This is a genomic window from Shimwellia pseudoproteus (genome assembly GCF_016415625.1).
In the GTDB taxonomy this organism is placed as follows: Bacteria; Pseudomonadota; Gammaproteobacteria; order Enterobacterales; family Enterobacteriaceae; genus Shimwellia; species Shimwellia pseudoproteus.
In genome coordinates, this window is sequence record NZ_WBXP01000027.1 from 18,473 (window position 1) to 37,149 (window position 18,677).

Here is an 18,677-nt window from a genome sequence, read left to right on the forward strand (position 1 = left end):
ATAACAGAGGCCATCCATGAGCCTGACTCTCACCCTCACCGGCACCGGCAGTGCCCAGCAAGTGCCGGTCTTTGGCTGCCACTGTGGCGCCTGCCAGCGCGCCCGCCAGGACAGCCGCTGGCGGCGAAAACCGTGCAGTGGCGAAGTGCGTTATAACGAGCATGTCACGCTGCTGGATGCCGGTTTATCGGACCTGGCCGAGCGCTGGCAGCCCGGTGGCTTTCAGCAGTTTTTGCTGACCCATTACCATATGGATCACGTGCAGGGGCTGTTCCCGCTGCGCTGGGGGGTAAGTGAACCAATCCCGGTTTATGGGCCGCCGGATGAACAGGGCTGTGACGACCTGTTCAGGCACCCGGGGATCCTTGACTTCAGCCCGCGGCTGTCGCCGTTTATGGTGTTTGATTTGCAGGGGTTACAGGTCACGCCGCTGCCGCTTAACCACTCAAAGCTGACCTTCGGTTATCTGCTGGAGAGCGCCCACAGCAGGGTCGCCTGGCTGTGTGATACCGCCGGGTTGCCGGAGAAGACCCTGACGTTTCTGCATAATAATCGCCCGGATGTGGTGGTTATCGATTGTAGCCACCCGCCGCGCCCGGAAACCCCGCGCAACCATAATGACCTGACCACGGTGCTGGCCCTGAACCAGCAGATCAACAGCCCCCGGGTGGTGCTGACCCATATCAGCCACCAACTGGATGTCTGGCTCATGGCGCATGCCCTGCCGGAGGGAATTGAAGCGGGTTATGACGGGCTGGTGATTAGGCTGCCATAACGCCCTTAGTAATGCTGGTTCTGGCGCTGCTGCGCTTGTTGCTGGCGCTGCTGTTCCTGCTGCTGACGGCGCTGTTCTTCCTGTTGACGGCGCTGCTGCTCTTGTTGTTGACGCTGCTGTTCCTGCTGCTGGCGACGTTGTTCGTCTTGTTGGCGGCGTTGCTCTTGCTCGCGCTGCTGATCGCGCAGGTGCTGTTGTTCCCGCTGCTGACGACGCTGCTCATCACGCTGGCGGCGGCGCTCCTCTTCCTGACGGTAATGCTCCTGCGCCTGGCGGCGTTGCTCATCCCGCCACTGGCGCTGGCGTTCGCGATCCTGGCGGCGCTGCTCGTCGCGCTGGCGCTGGTATTCATCCTGTTGACGGCGATATTCATCCTGCTGGCGACGCTGTTCATCCTGCCACTGGCGATAGTCATCGTGCTGATAATCACGGGCATCGTCGTCGTCATTGTCCTGATAGCCGTCATTGTCCCGGTAGCCGTCATCCCGATCGGCGGAATACCCCACCTGATCAACGGCCTGAGAAATGCTGTCCACGGCGCGGCCGATAACGTCATCCAGCACATCGGCACTGGCCCGGCCGGGGATTAACGCAATCAAAGAGTAAATCAGTACCAGGGAAAGATGTCGCTTCATAATGCTGCCCGCTCCGCAAAGGTGTCTTCAGGCTAAAAGAACCGCCCACCGCCCCATAGTGGAGAAGTCTCAAAACCCGCTGCCATCGTCACGTCACTTTTGACGATCTGCTGATTTTCGTCATGATGGTGGCGATTTTTTCAGCGTATTCTTGGCTAAAAACCCTGCTTTCAATATGGCATAGATCCTGCATTAACTGCGAAGAAATAACGATGGCCCATGTTCTGGCCGTCTCAAGAGTGTTAACTGGAGCAACGCGGATGAAAAAAGTCGTCACGGTTTGCCCTTACTGCGCATCAGGCTGCAAAATTAACCTGGTGGTGGATAACGGCAAAATCGTCCGGGCGGAGCCAGCACAGGGGAAAACCAACCAGGGAACCCTGTGTCTGAAAGGCTATTATGGCTGGGATTTTATTAATGATACGCAAATCCTGACCCCCCGCCTGAGAACCCCTATGATTCGTCGCCAGCGCGGCGGCAAACTGGAGCCGGTCTCCTGGGATGAGGCACTGAACTATGTTGCCGATCGCCTGAGTGCCATCAAAGAAAAATACGGTCCGGATGCTATCCAGACTACGGGCTCTTCCCGCGGTACCGGGAACGAAACCAACTACATTATGCAAAAATTTGCGCGCGCCGTTATTGGTACCAATAACGTTGACTGCTGCGCACGTGTCTGACACGGCCCTTCGGTTGCAGGTCTGCACCAATCGGTCGGTAACGGCGCAATGAGCAACGCTATCACAGAAATTGATGGCGCTGATCTTGTCTTTATTTTCGGGTACAACCCGGCAGATTCTCACCCTATCGTGGCTAATCATGTGATTAACGCCAAACGAAACGGGGCGAAAATCATCGTCTGCGATCCGCGTAAAATTGAAACCGCGCGCATTGCCGATATGCATATTGCACTGAAAAATGGCTCCAATATCGCGTTACTGAACGCCATTGGTCACGTCATTATTGAAGAAGAACTGTACGACAAAGCCTTCGTGGCCCAGCGTACAGAAGGCTACGAGGAATATCGTAAAATTGTCGAAGGCTATACGCCGGAGTCCGTTGAAGATATTACCGGGGTTAGCGCGGCGGAAATCCGCCAGGCGGCACGGATGTATGCCGGGGCCGGCAGTGCCGCAATCCTGTGGGGCATGGGTGTTACCCAGTTCTACCAGGGCGTGGAAACCGTTCGCTCGCTCACCAGCCTGGCACTGCTGACCGGTAACCTGGGTAAGCCGTCTTGTGGGGTTAACCCGGTACGCGGCCAGAACAACGTTCAGGGTGCCTGCGATATGGGCGCGCTGCCGGATGTGTTCCCGGACTACCAGAAAGTGTCTGACCCGGTCATCAGCGAGAAATTCGCCAACGCCTGGGGTGTGGATAGCCTGCCGAAACATACCGGCTACCGCATCAGTGAGCTGCCGCATAATGTTGAGCACGGCAAGGTTCGCGCGGCTTACATTATGGGTGAAGATCCGCTCCAGACTGACGCGGAACTCTCTTCGGTACGTAAGGCATTTGAAGATCTGGAACTGGTTATCGTCCAGGATATCTTTATGACCAAAACCGCCTCTCAGGCTGACGTTATTCTGCCGTCAACCTCCTGGGGTGAGCATGAAGGTGTCTATACTGCCGCTGACCGTGGCTTCCAGCGCTTCTTTAAAGCCGTAGAACCGAAGTGGGACCTGAAAACGGACTGGCAGATCATCGGTGAGATTGCCACCCGTATGGGTTACCCGATGCATTACAACAATACACAGGAAATCTGGGACGAATTGCGTCACCTCTCCCCGGACTTCCTCGGCGCCACCTATGAAAAAATGGGTGAGCTGGGGTACATCCTGTGGCCATGTCGTGATGAGTCTGACGCCGATCAGGGGACCTCTTATCTGTTTAAAGAGAAGTTCGATACCCCGAACGGTCTGGGCCAGTTCTATACCTGCGACTGGGTGCCGCCAATCGACAAACTGACGGAGCAATACCCAATGGTACTGTCTACCGTGCGTGAAGTCGGCCACTACTCTTGCCGTTCAATGACCGGTAACTGTGCGGCACTGGCAGCCCTGGCGGATGAACCGGGTTATGCGCAAATCAACACCGCCGATGCGGCACGCCTCGGTATTGAAGATGAAGCACTGATCTGGGTGAACTCCCGCAAGGGCCGGGTCATTACCCGGGCCAATGTCAGCGATCGTCCGAACAAGGGCGCGGTATATATGACCTATCAGTGGTGGATTGGTGCCTGTAACGAGCTGGTGACAGAAAACCTCAGCCCGATTACCAAGACCCCGGAATACAAATATTGTGCCGTTAATATTGAGCCAATTGCCGATCAACACGCTGCCGAGCAGTACGTGATTGATGAGTACAGCAAGCTGAAAGCCCGGCTGCGGGAAACCGCATTAGGCTAAGGCGGCGTGTGCTGCATGGCGAAGCCAGCCAAAGCGGGATGAGAGAATCATCCCGCTTTTTTTTGGGCTTATCGCATTGGCCGACGCCTAAATCGGGGACAGATAACCCCCTTTCTGCCAAACCCCATTTTATTCTGGCCTGACCCACCCTATACTGCGCGGCATGTTTACGGACGAAAAATAATCATGAAATCCCTGCTACTGGCACTATGTTTGCTACCGCTAATGGTTAACGCCGACGAGATAGACAGCCCCTGGCTAAAACAGGCCCAGGCGGGTGATCGCCGGGCCCAGTATTATCTGGCGGATACCTGGTACAGCGCTGACGATATGCAGCAAGCCAGCTTTTGGGCGCAAAAATCAGCCGCCCAGGGGGACGCCGACGCCCTGGCACTGCTGGCGCAAATTACCCTGAACAGCCCGGACGCTAACAGCTACCTGCACGCCCGCCAACAGGCAGAACAGGCGGTCAAGGCCGGTAGCCCCCGTGGCCTGGTGGTACTGGCCCGCATTCTGGTCAATACCCGGGCCGGGAAGACCGACTACCCGCGCGCCATTAGCCTGCTCGAACAGGCTGCCAAAAATGACGAAAACGACAGCGCGGTCGATGCCCAAATGCTCCTCGGGCTGATTTATGCCAACGGAATTGGGGTGGCGGAGGACGACCAGCAAGCCACCCAGTGGTTTAAACACAGCTCAATGCTGTCACGCACCGGTTATGCGGAATACTGGGCCGGGATGCTGTTTAGCCAGGGGGAACACGGGTTTATCACCCCGAACAAACAAAAAGCGTTGCAGTGGCTGAACCTGAGCTGTAGCGAAGGGTTTGATACCGGCTGTGAGGCATTTGACCAGCTCAGTGGCCACTAAAACAACGCCCCTTCCTGTGGAGGGGGCGCGGCACGGCCAGATCTGACCCTCAGGGATTGGCGGTTTTATCAAAATTCCCCAGCATTTCCCGCTCGTAAGCGGCCGCTTTTTTACGGTCGAACTTGTGTTCCCATTTCGAAATCACCAGCACCGCCAGCGCATTGCCCACCACATTGAGCGCGGTACGCGCCATATCGAGAATACGGTCCACCCCGGCAATAAACGCCAGCCCTTCCAGCGGGATCCCGACACTGCCCAGGGTTGCCAGCAGCACCACAAACGAGACTCCGGGAACCCCGGCAATCCCTTTCGAGGTTACCATCAGCGTCAATACCAGAATAATTTCCTGGCCAATGGACAGATCAATACCATACAGCTGGGCAATAAAGATGGCCGCGATACTCTGGTACAGCGTTGAACCGTCGAGGTTAAACGAGTAGCCCGTGGGCACCACGAAGCTGGTGATCGACGCCGGGGCGCCATAGGCTTCCATTTTTTCGATAATACGCGGCAACACGCTTTCTGAGCTGGCGGTCGAATAGGCGAGGATCAGCTCATCTTTGAGAATCCGGATCAGTATCCAGATCCGCAGCCCGCAGATGCGCGCCACAATACCCAGCACCACCAGCGCGAAGAACGCGATGGCGAAGTACACCAGGATAACCAGTTTCGCCAGCGGCCACAGCGAGGCAAAACCGAAGTTGGCCACCGTGACCGAGATCAGGGCGAACACCCCCACCGGCGCGTAGCGCATCACCATATGGGTTACTTTAAACATGGTTTCGGAGATGGAACGAAACACCGTCACCAGGGGCTCCCGGTGGCTGGCCGGCAGCGAGGAGAGCCCCAGCCCAAACAGCACCGAGAAGAAAATAATCGGCAGCATATCGCCTTTGGCCATCGATGCCACAATATTGGTGGGCACCAGGGAGAGGATAGTCCCCATTAGCCCATGGGCATGGCTTTGTACGTCCGCGGTGGTGCTCTGGTATTTCGAGATATCCACCGTGGCCAGTTGGGTCATGTCGATGCCGTGACCGGGCTGGAACACATTCGCCAGGGTGATCCCCAGCACAATGGCAACCGTGGTGATAACTTCAAAATAGAGAATGGTTTTGGCGCCGATACGGCCCAGTTGTTTGGCATCGCCGACCCCGGCAATCCCCACCACCAGGGTAGAAATCACAATCGGCACCACAATCATTTTGATCAAATGAATAAAGATGTCACCGGCGGGTGAAAGAAAGTTGTTAATCAGCCATTCACGGCTGTCTGTCTGATAGTGTAAAACGCTACCTAATAGGATACCTAACACCAGCGCCAGCAGGATCTGCCAGGCAAGGCTGACTTTGTTCTTCTTCATAACAGCGAAATTACCCCATAAAACGCCATTCTCATGCAGTTTCTCTATGAGAACGTCAAAACTGAACGTATATGACTAACGTCGAAGGATGACGGGAAGTCACAGGCTCGCATATGGGCCTGAGACCCGACGATAAACCTAACGAAGGCTCGCTAAGGCATAACACTTTATATCAGTACCATCTGCGCGATTATCGCGCAAGTGTTGATATTTATCGCCGTATAATTAACAAGGTCTATATAACTATTGGTTTCTACAAAAACACCATCGTAACTTAATGTTATTAAAACACTTTAAATGGCGATAATTTCATTAATTGAAATTTAAAACTCGTATTATTCAAAGAATCAACTGCGCATTTTTTGGCCTTTCAGTTTTTTGCGTGATCTGCCGCCCAAATAGTAAACAAAGCGTCCCCGCCCTCTATCCTTAACCTTTGTGTGACATATTATTAACAATCCACAAGGAGAAGAAAAATCATGAGCCAAATACATAAACATCCTATTCCCGCTTCTATTGCGGAACGTTGCCTGATAAATCCGGAGCAGTACCAGCAAAAATACCAGCAGTCTGTGCAGGACCCCGACGCATTCTGGGGTGAGCAGGGCAAAATCCTTGACTGGATCACCCCGTATCGCACCGTAAAGAACACCTCTTTCGCCCCGGGGAACGTCTCGATTAAATGGTATGAGGACGGCACCCTAAACCTGGCCGCCAATTGCCTGGATCGCCACCTGGCAGAGCGTGGCGACCAGACCGCTATCATCTGGGAAGGGGATGACGCCAGCCAGAGCACGACCCTCACCTATCGCCAGCTGCACCAGGCGGTATGCAAATTCGCCAATGTGCTAACCGCTTTGGGGATCAAAAAAGGCGATGTGGTGGCTATCTATATGCCCATGGTGCCGGAGGCCGCAGTGGCCATGCTGGCCTGTGCCCGTATTGGCGCTATCCACTCGGTTATTTTTGGCGGGTTCTCCCCGGAAGCCGTGGCCGGGCGCATTATCGATTCTAACTCACGGCTGGTTATCACCGCTGACGAAGGTGTCCGCGCCGGCCGCAAAATTCCGCTTAAGAAAAATGTCGATGACGCCCTGAAAAACCCCGGCGTCACCAGTGTGAACAATGTGGTGGTCTTCAAACGCACCGGCAGCGATATTGCGTGGTATGACGGGCGCGATATCTGGTGGGATACCCTGATGGCAGACGCCAGCAGCGAGCATCGGCCAGTGGAAATGAACGCCGAAGATCCGCTGTTTATTCTTTATACTTCCGGCTCTACCGGCAAACCCAAAGGGGTACTGCACACCACCGGGGGCTACCTGGTCTACGCTGCCACCACCTTCCTGTATACCTTTGACTACCACCCGGGGGATATCTACTGGTGTACCGCCGATGTTGGCTGGGTTACCGGCCACAGCTACCTGCTGTATGGCCCGCTGGCCTGTGGCGCCACCACGCTTATTTTTGAAGGGGTGCCAAACTGGCCCCAGCCAAACCGTATGGCCCAGGTGGTGGACAAGCATCAGGTCAATATTCTCTACACCGCCCCGACCGCGATCCGCGCCCTGATGGCCGAAGGCGATAAAGCCATTGAGGGCACTGACCGCACCTCCCTGCGCTTACTGGGCTCCGTGGGTGAACCCATTAACCCGGAAGCCTGGGAATGGTTCTGGCACAAAATCGGGAATGGCAAATGCCCGATTGTCGACACCTGGTGGCAAACCGAAACCGGGGGCTTTATGATAACCCCGCTGCCCGGCGCCACGCCGCTGAAAGCCGGTTCGGCCACCTTGCCGTTCTTCGGTGTCCAGCCTGCGCTGGTGGATAACGAAGGTAACCCACAGCAAGGGGCCTGCGACGGTAACCTGGTGATCACCGATTCATGGCCGGGCCAGGCCCGCACCCTGTTTGGCGATCATGAGCGCTTCGAGCAAACCTATTTCTCTACCTTTAAAAACTGCTATTTCAGCGGCGACGGCGCCCGCCGTGATGAAGATGGCTATTACTGGATAACCGGGCGAGTAGACGATGTGCTGAATGTCTCCGGCCACCGTCTGGGAACCGCTGAAATTGAATCGGCGCTGGTTTCGCACCCGAAAATTGCCGAAGCCGCCGTGGTGGGTATTCCCCACAATATTAAAGGCCAGGCGATTTATGCTTATGTCACGCTGAATCACGGCGAAGAGCCGAGCCCGGCGTTATATACCGAGGTACGCAACTGGGTGCGTAAAGAAATTGGCCCGCTGGCGACCCCGGATGTGCTGCACTGGACCGATTCATTACCCAAAACCCGCTCCGGGAAAATTATGCGCCGTATTTTGCGCAAAATTGCCGCCGGGGATATCAGCAATTTTGGCGATACCTCGACCCTGGCAGATCCCGGGGTGGTGGATAAATTGCTGGAAGAAAAACAAGCGATTGTCATGCCTTCATAACAACCTTCCTCCCGGCGTATTGCCTCCGGCCCAGCACGGGCCGGTAAATCAGTCGTCATACGCCGGAAGATATTTATTCGCCCAACCACCACACTACGCGCGGTCTACCGGGCGCGGTGTGCCTGGGGACGGTGAATTACTCATAAAAACGTAAAACTTGCCTCTGGAGATTCTGTGATGAATGACAACATTTATCAACGGATAGAAGATAGTACGTATTTCAGGGAGTTAGTCGCTAAACGGCAACGGTTTGCCTGGATATTATCTATCATTATGCTCGTTATTTATATCGGGTTTATTTTATTAATTGCCTTTGGGCCTGACTGGCTTGGCACACCAATAAGCCCGGGCAGTAGCGTCACCCGCGGTATTCCGTTAGGCATGGGTATTATTATTATTTCTTTTATTCTGACCGGCGTTTATGTCTGGCGCGCTAATAGTGAATTTGACCGCCTGAATAAGGCGGTGCTGCATGAGGTTCAGGCATCATGAAAATCCCCATGAAGACGCTTATCACCACCGTACTGGCATTATTTTCCGCCACCACACTGGCGGCCGATGCGATTACCGGAGAAGTGCAGCGCCAGCCCACTAACTGGCAGGCGATCGTGATGTTTCTTATTTTTGTCGGCTTCACGCTGGGCATTACCTGGTGGGCGTCCAAACGTACCCGCTCGCGCAATGATTATTATACTGCGGGGGGCAATATTACCGGCTTCCAGAATGGCCTGGCCATTTCCGGTGATTTTATGTCGGCGGCCTCCTTCCTCGGGATTTCTGCCCTGGTGTATACCTCCGGTTACGATGGGCTGATCTACTCCCTCGGCTTCCTGGTGGGCTGGCCGATTATTCTGTTCCTGATAGCCGAACGCCTGCGTAACCTCGGGCGCTACACCTTTGCCGATGTGGCCTCCTACCGCCTGAAACAAGGCCCGATCCGGGTGCTCTCCGCCTGTGGTTCACTGGTGGTAGTGGCACTGTATCTGATTGCCCAGATGGTGGGCGCCGGTAAGCTTATCGAACTGCTGTTTGGCCTTAACTACCATGTGGCGGTGGTGCTGGTCGGCGTATTGATGGTGATGTACGTCCTGTTTGGCGGCATGCTGGCCACCACCTGGGTACAGATTATCAAAGCCGTTCTGCTGCTGTTCGGCGCCAGTTTTATGGCCTTTATGGTGATGAAACACGTGGGCTTTAACTTCAGCAACCTGTTCAGCGAAGCAATGGCAGTGCACCCGAAAGGCGAAGCCATTATGCGCCCGGGCGGGCTGGTGAAAGATCCTATCTCGGCGCTCTCTTTGGGGCTGGGGTTAATGTTTGGCACCGCGGGGCTGCCGCATATTCTGATGCGCTTTTTCACGGTAAGTGATGCCCGGGAAGCCCGTAAAAGCGTGTTCTACGCCACCGGCTTTATGGGGTACTTCTATATCCTGACCTTTATTATCGGTTTCGGTGCCATCATGCTGGTTGGCGCGAACCCGGCGTTTAAAGATGCCTCCGGGGCGCTGATTGGCGGCAATAACATGGCCGCGGTACATCTGGCGGATGCGGTAGGCGGTAACTTATTCCTCGGCTTTATCTCCGCGGTGGCCTTCGCCACCATCCTCGCGGTGGTTGCCGGGTTAACCCTCGCCGGGGCGTCGGCCGTCTCCCACGATCTGTATGCCAACGTGTTCCGCAAAGGGGCCACTGAGCGCGACGAACTGCGGGTCTCAAAAATCACGGTACTGGTACTGGGGATTGTCGCTATTCTGCTGGGGATTCTGTTTGAGAAACAGAACATCGCCTTTATGGTGGGCCTGGCGTTCTCCATTGCCGCCAGCTGTAATTTCCCAATTATCCTGCTGTCGATGTACTGGTCAAAACTGACCACCCGCGGGGCGATGATCGGTGGCTGGCTGGGGCTGCTGACCGCTGTTATTTTGATGGTGCTCGGCCCGACGGTATGGGTGCAGGTGCTGGGCCATGCGGAGCCGGTATTCCCGTATGAGTATCCGGCACTGTTCTCCATCCTGGTGGCCTTTGTGGGGATTTGGTTATTCTCTACCACCGACACCAGCCCGGAAGGGCTGCGGGAACGCGAGCAGTTCCGCGCGCAGTTTATCCGCTCCCAGACGGGGCTCGGCATCGAGCAGGGCCGCGCCCACTAACCGCAGATATTCCCGGCCTGCGGGCCGGGAATTATCACCATCGACATCAGAACATCACCCGCGCCACCAGCGGTGCCACCACCACCATTAGCGCACCGGACAGCATCATCACCAGGCTGGCAACCACCCCTTCTTGCTGCCCCAGTTCATAGGAGCGTGCCGTCCCGGCCCCGTGGGACGCAGCGCCAAACCCCGCCCCCTTCGCCAGGCCGGTTTTAATCGACATCTTAAGAAACAGCACATCGCCCACCGCCATACCAAAGACCCCGGTAACCACCACAAACAGCGCCACCAGGTCAGGCTTACCGCCCATCGCTTTGGCGGCCTCAAGGGCAAACGGCGTGGTAATCGATCTGACCGCCAGACTGCGCTGGACATCATCGGAAAGCTGAAACAAGCGGGCCAGCCAGACGGAGCTGGTCACCGCCACCACTGTTGCGGTTACCACCCCGGCAGAGAGCGACATCCAGTGGCGTTTAATCACCGCCAGGTTGTCGTAGACCGGCACCGCAAAAGCTATGGTCGCCGGCCCCAGCAGCCACAGCAGCCAGTGGGTCTCACCGATATAGTTCTGCCAGGAGATGTGCCCAATGACCAGCATCGCCACCAGCAGGATAGGCGTCATCACCAGCGGCATCAGCGGCAGCTTACGAAAGCGCCGGTACAGGCGTTTATTGGTGAAATAGAGCAGCAGCGTGATAACCATACACAGCACGCTGATAATAAAATTAGTCATTGTCAGTCATCCGGCGCTGCTCGCGGGCCACTTCAAAGCGATAGACGTTATCCACCACCCAGGCCGTGGCCCCCAGAACCATCAGGGTGCTCAGGGCGATAACCAGACAGATACGCCAGCCCTCGACCATCATCAGGTGCGGGTAGTTCACCACCGCCACCACTGCGGGAACGAAAAATAACAGCATCTCCGCCAGCAGCCAGCGGGCCCCCGCCCGCACCCAGTGCAACGGCACGACCCGGCAGACAATCAGCGCCAGCAGCAATAGCATTCCCACCAGGTTGGCGGGTAACGGAATATGCCACCAGGCCACCAGTTGCTGCGCAAAAATAAATAGCCCGGCATACAGCACAACCTGAAGGGGGACCTGTAAATGCCGGAATACGGCAGGCGTAACGCGACCTAACGCCACGGACATGGTTGGAGTTCCTGAAAAAAAAAGCAGAGATGCAGTATAGTGAGCGCGGCCAGGTTCCAGAAATGAATTAAAATCATTGCAGGTATAGTCAACGGGAATAGTCATGGACATCAGAACACTGCGCTATTTTGTCGAAGTAGTGCGCCAGCAAAGCTTTACCCGCGCAGCAGAGAAGATGTTCGTCACCCAGCCCACCATCAGCAAGATGTTGCGTAACCTGGAAGATGAGCTTAACTGCACCCTGCTTATCCGCGACGGGCGTAAATTACTGCTCACCGATACCGGCCGCGTGGTCTACGAGCGCGGTATCGCCATCCTCGGCGAATTTCAGCAACTGGAAGCCGAACTGGGGGACATTAACCACCTCAATAAAGGGCTGCTGCGGCTGGGTATTCCGCCCATGGTGGGCACCATGATGGCCGGGCCCATTGGGCTCTACCGCAAGCTCTACCCCGGTGTCGAGCTGAAAATTGCCGAGTCCGGCGGGCTTACGGGCCAGCAGGCGGTCCTGAATGGCGAGCTGGATCTGGCCATGACGGTGCTGCCCATTCAGGAAGACAGTGCGCTGTTTGGCAGTAAGCTGCTGTTCAGCTATCCGCTCTGTGTGCTGGTGCCGCGCAGTGCCCCCTGGCTGGAGATGACCGCCGTGGAGCCGGAATCGCTGGCAGAACAGGCCCTGTTGATTTACAACGAAGACTTCGCCCTCAGCCGCCAGCTGTTGCAGCTGTTTGCCGCCAGGGGGATTACCCCCAAAATTGCGGTACGCAGCGGGCAATGGGACTTTCTGGCCGCCATGGTGCAGGCCGGGGTTGGGGTTGCCATTATGCCGGAGCCCATTTGTAAGAAACTCGATAAAAGCAGCCTGATGTGGCTACCGCTCAACAGTGATTTACAGTGGAAGCTGGGGATGATCTGGCGGGAAGGGATGTATATTTCTCACAGCGCCCAGGCGTGGATCCGCTGCTGCAAAGAATACTGGCCGACCCGGGTCGGCCAGTAAGCGTGGCGGCGGTTGCGGTTACTGTTTTTCGATCAGCAACGCTTCCAGCAAATCGAGGTCGTGGAGCAGTTTTTGCAGCGTTTCATTACTGATCTGCTGGGTAGCACGCAGATGGTAAAGCTCACCGCGCTCAGAACGCAGCGCCGTCAGGCGCAGGCGGCGCTCCAGATTCTCTTCCAGCGCCGAATGCTCTGCGTCGTCACGGCCATCGACCCGGCGGCGTAAGTTGCCGATAACCCGGGCACTCACCTCTTTCACCAGCTCATTGTCGAGGTTCTCTTTCGCATCCCCCTGCAGGCGCTCTTCCATCTTCTGGATAGCCACGATGGCCACTTCGGCGGTTGCCGCCCGGGCCAAACGCTCCTCCTTCAGGAACACCGATTTGTCCGTTACCTCAACATGGCGCAGCAGCAACGGCAGCACCACCACCGCCACCAGCAACGAGAACAGGATCACCCCGGCAGAGAGGAAGATCAGCTCATAGCGGGCCGGGAACGGCTCGCCGTTGGGCAAAAACAGCGGAATAGACAGCACACCGGCGAGGGTTATCGCCCCGCGTACCCCGGCAAAAGAGGCAATCAACAGCTTCCGGAAGCTGTAATTACCAAATTCCATCGGGCGCTTTTTCATAAAGCGCTGGCTGATGCGTTTCATAATAAACAGCCACACGAAGCGCACCAGGATCAGCGCAAAGTAAATAAGCACCACATCGAGGAACAACATCCAGGTTTCGACATTGGGGTCGGCTTCGGCGGTTTTCAGCGAGGTTTCAAGGATGCCCGGCATTTGCAGGCCCAGCATCAGGAACACCATGCCGTTAAACACAAACTCCAGCATTGCCCACACGCTGTTGGCGCGCAAACGCATCGCCAGAGGCGCAGAGCGCATCACCCCGGAGCGGGTGATGGTCATCCCGGCGGCCACCGCGGCCAAAATACCGGAAACCCCAATATGTTCGGCAATCAGGTAGGACGCGAACGGCAGCAGGAACAGCAGCACAATTTGGGTGGCGGGTTCATCACCACTCCAGCGACTCATCAGGCGCAGGGAACGGCCATACAGCAAGCTGACCGCAATCCCCGCCAGCAGGCCGCCTACCGCCACCTTAACAAACTCGAGGGTGGCGCCCCCGACGGTAAACACCATGGTGCCCATGGCCACCGCAACCGCGAATTTTAGTGATACCAGGCCAGAGGCGTCATTCATCAGGGCTTCACCCTGCAAAATGCCCATGATCTTTTTCGGTATCCGCCCTTCACCAACAATACCGGACAGGGCCACCGCATCGGTGGGTGACAGCACCGCCGCCAGCGCCAGGGCCGGTATCAGTGGGATACCCGGCACTGTCCAGTAGATCAGGAAGCCAATCCCGACGACGGTGACCAGTACCAGCGCCAGGGCAAGGCCAATAATTTCCCGGCCATGATGGATAAACTCCCGGGTGGGGGTCTTCCAGCCATCGGCAAACAGCAGCGGCGGGATAAACAACACCAGGAAAAGTTCAGGGTTAAAGTCGACATGCAAACCGAATTGCGGCCATGCCAGTATTGCCCCCATCAAAATCTGCATTAAAGGTAAGGGGATTTGGAACGGGAACATTCGTGCCGCAACCCCGGAGAGTGATACCACCAGGATCAAGATGAGGATAGTAAAAAATATTTCCATGCTTTCCGTAGTCTCGCTTATCGTCAGTTGGCACATACCGCAGGCCATCTCGCTATTGATAATAGAACTTTTTTTAGGCCGGATGGAAAGCAGATAGGACTGAAAACCGCAGAAAACAACAATGGGCCCGGAGGCCCATTGTGAAACAAAAAGTGAAACAGAAAAGAAAACAGGCTGTTAACGGCAGCGGCTTAAATCGCCCAGCCACCGGCATAAAATGCTACCAGCGCAACGGCAATCACCACGGTGCCGAGATTGAGCTTCTTCCACTCGCCGGACGCCACACGCCCGATAACCAGGGTGGCGAAACCAATCATGATCCCGGTAACAATGTTACAGGTCAGCACGATAAATACCGCAGTGACCAGGCCCGCCATGGCATCAACAAAATCGTCGAAGTCTATTTTCGCCACGTTACTCAGCATCAGCAGACCCACATACATCAGGGCCGGTGCGGTGGCATAAACCGGTACCAGGTAAGAGAGCGGGGACAGGAACAGGATCAGCAGGAACAGGACACCCACGGTCACCGCCGTCAGGCCGGTTTTGCCGCCCGCCGCGGTACCGGCCGCAGACTCAATATAAACCGCCGCCGGAGAGGCCCCGACCAGGCCAGAAAAGACGCTGCTCAGAGAGTCAGTGGTCAGCGCTTTGCCGCCATCAATGATTTGCCCGTCTTTATCCAGCAGGTTCGCCTGGCCCGCCACGGCGCGGATCGTCCCGGTGGCGTCAAACACCGCGGTCATCACCAGCGCCAGCACGCTGGGCAGCACCACCGGGTTCAGGGCCCCCATAATATCCAGGCTACCAATCAGTGAGTGGCCCTGGTCATCTTTCAGGGACGGCATGGCAAAAATGCCGCTAAAGTGTACCGCCGGGTCAAAAATCAGCCCCACCACCGAAATACCGATAATGGTCAGCAGGATACCGCCCGGTACCCGCAGTTTTTCAAGGCCAATAATGACTGCCAGCCCAATCAGGGACATGATAACCGGGAAGCTATCAAAGTGCCCCAGCGCCACCGGCAGACCATCCAGCGGGTTCTTAATCACCAGGCCGACGCCGTTAGCGGCAATCAGCAGCAGGAACAGCCCAATACCGATACCGGTTCCGTGGGCAACCCCCATGGGCAGGTTACGCAGGATCCAGCTACGGATACCGGTGGCGGAGATGACAGTAAACAGCACCCCCATCAGGAACACCGCCCCAAGGGCCACCGGCACACTGATATGCTGGCCCAGTACCAGGCTAAAAGCGGTAAATGCCGTCAGCGAGATAGCGCAGCCAATGGCCAGCGGCAGATTGGCCCACAGCCCCATGATCAGGGAACCAAACCCGGCAACCAGACAAGTCGCCACAAAGACGGCGGCGGGCGGGAACCCCGCTTTGCCCAGCATACCCGGTACCACAATCACCGAGTACACCATCGCCAGAAAGGTGGTCAGACCCGCAACCACTTCCTGGCGGACAGTGCTGCCACGTGCCGATATTTTGAACCAGGCGTCAAGCGAACCGCCAGCACGCGGAGAAGGAGTAGACATAATAAGACATCCCCTGATGTTTTTATGATGCAGTCAATTACGCGTGGTGAGTAATTACTCACAAACGATCAAACGTCCCTTGTATTCACGCCCGGTGACCGAGGAAGCCACGGCGACGCAAACGTTTAACTCCGCGCATAAAAAAACCGGTAATTTTGAAGCCAGCGATTATCCTGTTAACCGGTAGGGTATTTCAACCAAACTTTATCGTTTGCGGAACGAAAGGCAAGCGTTTGCTTGTTTTTTAACCCAATTGTGCGCAAACGTTATCGTCTCTGCGCAATGGTGGGACATTATCGTGCAGGCGCCGCAGGAAAATTGCGCTATTCGGGACTGCCGGGGATCGAAAATGGGCCGCCGCGTTCAACGGCAGATTGCCAGGCAGGCCGCTGCCGGGCTTTACGCCACCAGGCCTGTAAATGCGGAAGATTCCCCCCGGCGCCCCGGCTCAAGAGTGCCGCCACCGGGAAACTCATCTGAATGTCCGCAGCAGAAAACGCCCCACCGGCAAACCAGGGGCGCTGCGCCAGATGGTGTTCAATAAACTGACTGTGGGTGGCCAGTTGTGGCCCCAGCCAGGACTTGTACACCCCACCCGCCAGTGCCTTACCCGCCGGACGCAACACCCAGGGGACCGGTGCCCGGCCCAATAGCGACAGCACCAGTTTGATGGTCAGCAACGGCATTAACGACCCTTCCGCATAATGCATCCAGAACCGGTACTGCAACCGTTCACTGGGTGCTGTCGGACGGAGCTGTTGCCCACTGTCGTAGGTTTCCTGCAAATAGGCCAGAATAGCGCCGGACTCGGCAAGAATATGGCCGTTATCTTCCAGCACCGGTGATTTGCCCAGTGGATGAATTTTCTGTAATGCGGCGGGGGCCTGCATATCCGCCGCCCGCTGGTACGTCACCAGCCGCCAGTCGAGATGCAGTTCTTCCAGCATCCACAGTATGCGCTGAGAGCGCGACTGATTCAGGTGGTGCACAGTTATCATGATAACCCCCATAAAACTTCAGTAGCCGCTGTAACAAAGGTAGCAAAAAAAAGTGTCCTTTCTGTGACCCTGAATTGGCTATTTTATGAACAGCATTTATACTTTAGTTATCGATGCAATCCGGAACCTCCCACGTAGCACCTGATTGATAGAGGGGCATCGATGTCGGGGGAAACCCTCCCGTAAAGCGGGATAGAGCGAAAGACAAAGACCGGGAACAGCTAAAGCGCCTACGGGCGCTTTAGCTTTTTCTGTGCTCAGCACAAGGGGGCCGGGCGCACACTACTCTTCCAGCAATCGCGCCCCGGTGCCCTGTTTGCCCAGCGCATCGTTCGGGTTGCGCAGCGGGCAATCTTTACGGGACAGACAGCCACAACCAATGCAGCCGTCAAGTTCGTCCCGCAATTGCTCCAGGGTATGAATGCGCCGTTCCAGTTCATCGCGCCAGCGGGAGGACAATTGCCGCCACTGCTCCGCCGTGATGGTCTGCCCTTCCGGCAGCACCGCCAGGGCATCACTGATGGTGGCCAGCGGAATGCCAATGCGCTGGGCAATTTTAATAATCGCCACATAGCGCAACACGTTACGGGAATAGCGCCGCTGATTACCGGCGTTGCGGGTACTGGTGATTAACCCTTTGCTTTCATAGAAATGCAAAGCGGACACCGCCACCCCGGTACGCCGGGATACCTCACCCGGTGTGAGCATGGTTTTGATTCGTGCTGGTCTCTTTTCCAAAATAGGCTTTACCTCAAGTTAACTTGAGGAATTATACTCCAGGCCATTAACCCGCGCGACATGAAACGGAGAGGACAAATGGCACATCAGGAAATTATCGCGACCCTGATCCAGTGGATCGATGAACATATTGATCAACCGCTCAATATCGATATGGTGGCGAAAAAGTCAGGTTATTCAAAGTGGTACTTGCAGAGAATGTTCCGTATGGTCACCCGCCAGGCCCTGGGCGAGTATATCCGCCAGCGCCGTCTGACCCTGGCCGCTGAGGCCCTGCGTACCACACAAAAACCCATTTTTGATATCGCAATGGACCACGGTTACATCTCTCAGCAGACCTTTTCCCGGGTCTTCCGCCGCGAATATGCCCGCACCCCTACCGATTATCGCCAACATGCCTGATCCGCTGGCCGGGATGTACCGGCCAGCACGTCCCGCCAGAAAAATAGCATAAAATATCGCCAGAAGACGTGGTGAATAAACCACCAACTGTGATACAGTTCACACCATTAATGCAACGCGCATTCAAATTACATTCAAAACACCCACTTATTCCTTTGACGGCGACGTAGTTCCTGTTCAGCGTCTCGCACGCCTGTGCCGTTATGCGTATAAGTATTTCCGCTGAGGATCTCTGTTTATGGCTATCGTTACCACCGGTGTAGCGGCGACGGGTCTGGCAATATTGCGCTGGCAGTTACTGAGCGCCACGCTGATGTTTATTGCCAGTACCCTGAATATCAAATTACGTAAATCCGATTACCATGCCCTGGCGGTGGTGGTCAGCGGCCTGGGTATCGCGGCATCCTGCTGGTTTGCCGCCGGTCTGCTGGGGCTCACCATTGATCTCCCGGCCATCTGGAGCGGCACCAAATCCTTTATGGTGCAGATGATGAGCTACGCGCCACCGGATTATCCGGCAACCCTGCCCTGATGCTCGCT

At 56.0% G+C, this 18,677-nt stretch carries 17 protein-coding genes; 9 read left to right on the forward strand and 8 right to left on the reverse strand.

Annotated features, from left to right (window positions below):
- The first annotated feature begins 16 nt into the window (after positions 1-16).
- Positions 17-775, forward strand: a complete 759-nt coding sequence (phnP, locus tag F9C28_RS12710) for a phosphonate metabolism protein PhnP (protein ID WP_199015734.1) — start codon at positions 17-19, stop codon at positions 773-775.
- Positions 776-780: 5 nt separating this feature from the next.
- Here the strand turns inward: phnP and F9C28_RS12715 are convergent, their stop codons facing one another.
- Positions 781-1,410: a hypothetical protein gene (locus F9C28_RS12715; protein ID WP_199015735.1), complete on the reverse strand. Its 630-nt coding sequence runs from the start codon at positions 1,408-1,410 to the stop codon at positions 781-783.
- 260 nt (positions 1,411-1,670) lie between these two features.
- Here F9C28_RS12715 and fdhF point away from each other — a divergent pair, with 260 nt between their 5' ends.
- Together fdhF and F9C28_RS12725 are read left to right on the forward strand one after the other, a co-directional pair.
- Positions 1,671-3,818: a formate dehydrogenase subunit alpha gene (gene fdhF, locus F9C28_RS12720; protein WP_199015736.1), complete on the forward strand. Its 2,148-nt coding sequence runs from the start codon at positions 1,671-1,673 to the stop codon at positions 3,816-3,818.
- A gap of 186 nt (positions 3,819-4,004) precedes the next feature.
- Positions 4,005-4,688, forward strand: coding sequence for a tetratricopeptide repeat protein (locus F9C28_RS12725; RefSeq protein WP_199015737.1), 684 nt, complete (start codon positions 4,005-4,007; stop codon positions 4,686-4,688).
- Positions 4,689-4,737: 49 nt separating this feature from the next.
- Here the strand turns inward: F9C28_RS12725 and gltP are convergent, their stop codons facing one another.
- Positions 4,738-6,051: a glutamate/aspartate:proton symporter GltP gene (gene gltP / locus F9C28_RS12730; RefSeq protein WP_199015738.1), complete on the reverse strand. Its 1,314-nt coding sequence runs from the start codon at positions 6,049-6,051 to the stop codon at positions 4,738-4,740.
- A gap of 479 nt (positions 6,052-6,530) precedes the next feature.
- Between gltP and acs the strand changes: the two genes are divergently transcribed.
- The 3 genes from acs to actP all read left to right on the forward strand — a co-directional run bounded on the left by acs (position 6,531) and on the right by actP (position 10,639).
- A complete protein-coding gene (gene acs, locus F9C28_RS12735) occupies positions 6,531-8,489 on the forward strand; it encodes an acetate--CoA ligase (protein WP_199015739.1) in 1,959 nt (652 codons plus the stop codon).
- 177 nt (positions 8,490-8,666) lie between these two features.
- Positions 8,667-8,981: a DUF485 domain-containing protein gene (locus F9C28_RS12740; protein WP_199015740.1), complete on the forward strand. Its 315-nt coding sequence runs from the start codon at positions 8,667-8,669 to the stop codon at positions 8,979-8,981.
- Between the two features lie 8 nt (positions 8,982-8,989).
- A complete protein-coding gene (actP, locus tag F9C28_RS12745; protein WP_199015741.1) occupies positions 8,990-10,639 on the forward strand; it encodes a cation/acetate symporter ActP in 1,650 nt (549 codons plus the stop codon).
- 46 nt (positions 10,640-10,685) lie between these two features.
- On the opposite strand, the gene F9C28_RS12750 is transcribed toward actP, so the two are convergent.
- Both F9C28_RS12750 and F9C28_RS12755 read right to left on the reverse strand, forming a co-directional pair.
- Complete coding sequence (locus tag F9C28_RS12750) at positions 10,686-11,375, reverse strand: LrgB family protein (protein WP_199015742.1); 690 nt, start codon at positions 11,373-11,375, stop codon at positions 10,686-10,688.
- Positions 11,368-11,793: a CidA/LrgA family protein gene (locus tag F9C28_RS12755; protein WP_199015743.1), complete on the reverse strand. Its 426-nt coding sequence runs from the start codon at positions 11,791-11,793 to the stop codon at positions 11,368-11,370. The genes F9C28_RS12750 and F9C28_RS12755 overlap by 8 nt, the downstream gene beginning before the upstream one ends.
- A gap of 103 nt (positions 11,794-11,896) precedes the next feature.
- Here F9C28_RS12755 and F9C28_RS12760 point away from each other — a divergent pair, with 103 nt between their 5' ends.
- The gene (locus tag F9C28_RS12760; RefSeq protein WP_199015744.1) at positions 11,897-12,793 is read left to right on the forward strand and encodes a LysR family transcriptional regulator; all 897 of its coding nucleotides are present in this window, start codon (positions 11,897-11,899) and stop codon (positions 12,791-12,793) included.
- Positions 12,794-12,811: 18 nt separating this feature from the next.
- Here the strand turns inward: F9C28_RS12760 and F9C28_RS12765 are convergent, their stop codons facing one another.
- The 4 genes from F9C28_RS12765 to soxR all read right to left on the reverse strand — a co-directional run bounded on the left by F9C28_RS12765 (position 12,812) and on the right by soxR (position 17,735).
- Positions 12,812-14,458, reverse strand: a complete 1,647-nt coding sequence (locus F9C28_RS12765) for a Na+/H+ antiporter (RefSeq protein WP_199015745.1) — start codon at positions 14,456-14,458, stop codon at positions 12,812-12,814.
- Between the two features lie 191 nt (positions 14,459-14,649).
- Entirely contained in the window at positions 14,650-15,999 is a 1,350-nt protein-coding gene (locus F9C28_RS12770) for an NCS2 family permease (protein ID WP_199015746.1), read from the reverse strand.
- A 323-nt stretch (positions 16,000-16,322) separates the two neighbouring features.
- A complete protein-coding gene (locus F9C28_RS12775; protein WP_199015747.1) occupies positions 16,323-16,997 on the reverse strand; it encodes a glutathione S-transferase family protein in 675 nt (224 codons plus the stop codon).
- 282 nt (positions 16,998-17,279) lie between these two features.
- Complete coding sequence (gene soxR, locus F9C28_RS12780; RefSeq protein ID WP_199015748.1) at positions 17,280-17,735, reverse strand: redox-sensitive transcriptional activator SoxR; 456 nt, start codon at positions 17,733-17,735, stop codon at positions 17,280-17,282.
- 78 nt (positions 17,736-17,813) lie between these two features.
- Between soxR and soxS the strand changes: the two genes are divergently transcribed.
- A complete protein-coding gene (gene soxS / locus F9C28_RS12785) occupies positions 17,814-18,137 on the forward strand; it encodes a superoxide response transcriptional regulator SoxS (protein WP_199015749.1) in 324 nt (107 codons plus the stop codon).
- A gap of 238 nt (positions 18,138-18,375) precedes the next feature.
- Positions 18,376-18,669, forward strand: a complete 294-nt coding sequence (locus tag F9C28_RS12790; RefSeq protein WP_199015750.1) for a YjcB family protein — start codon at positions 18,376-18,378, stop codon at positions 18,667-18,669.
- The last annotated feature ends 8 nt before the right edge of the window (positions 18,670-18,677 follow it).

Excerpts from the sequence above, each read along its gene's own strand:
- phnP (WP_199015734.1), top strand. The coding sequence starts at position 17 with ATGAGCCTGACTCTCACCCTCACCGGCACCGGCAGTGCCCAGCAAGTG.
- F9C28_RS12715 (WP_199015735.1), bottom strand. The coding sequence starts at position 1,410 with ATGAAGCGACATCTTTCCCTGGTACTGATTTACTCTTTGATTGCGTTA.
- F9C28_RS12725 (WP_199015737.1), top strand. The coding sequence starts at position 4,005 with ATGAAATCCCTGCTACTGGCACTATGTTTGCTACCGCTAATGGTTAAC.
- gltP (WP_199015738.1), bottom strand. The coding sequence starts at position 6,051 with ATGAAGAAGAACAAAGTCAGCCTTGCCTGGCAGATCCTGCTGGCGCTG.
- acs (WP_199015739.1), top strand. The coding sequence starts at position 6,531 with ATGAGCCAAATACATAAACATCCTATTCCCGCTTCTATTGCGGAACGT.
- F9C28_RS12740 (WP_199015740.1), top strand. The coding sequence starts at position 8,667 with ATGAATGACAACATTTATCAACGGATAGAAGATAGTACGTATTTCAGG.
- actP (WP_199015741.1), top strand. The coding sequence starts at position 8,990 with ATGAAGACGCTTATCACCACCGTACTGGCATTATTTTCCGCCACCACA.
- F9C28_RS12750 (WP_199015742.1), bottom strand. The coding sequence starts at position 11,375 with ATGACTAATTTTATTATCAGCGTGCTGTGTATGGTTATCACGCTGCTG.
- F9C28_RS12755 (WP_199015743.1), bottom strand. The coding sequence starts at position 11,793 with ATGTCCGTGGCGTTAGGTCGCGTTACGCCTGCCGTATTCCGGCATTTA.
- F9C28_RS12760 (WP_199015744.1), top strand. The coding sequence starts at position 11,897 with ATGGACATCAGAACACTGCGCTATTTTGTCGAAGTAGTGCGCCAGCAA.
- F9C28_RS12765 (WP_199015745.1), bottom strand. The coding sequence starts at position 14,458 with ATGGAAATATTTTTTACTATCCTCATCTTGATCCTGGTGGTATCACTC.
- F9C28_RS12770 (WP_199015746.1), bottom strand. The coding sequence starts at position 15,999 with ATGTCTACTCCTTCTCCGCGTGCTGGCGGTTCGCTTGACGCCTGGTTC.
- F9C28_RS12775 (WP_199015747.1), bottom strand. The coding sequence starts at position 16,997 with ATGATAACTGTGCACCACCTGAATCAGTCGCGCTCTCAGCGCATACTG.
- soxS (WP_199015749.1), top strand. The coding sequence starts at position 17,814 with ATGGCACATCAGGAAATTATCGCGACCCTGATCCAGTGGATCGATGAA.
- F9C28_RS12790 (WP_199015750.1), top strand. The coding sequence starts at position 18,376 with ATGGCTATCGTTACCACCGGTGTAGCGGCGACGGGTCTGGCAATATTG.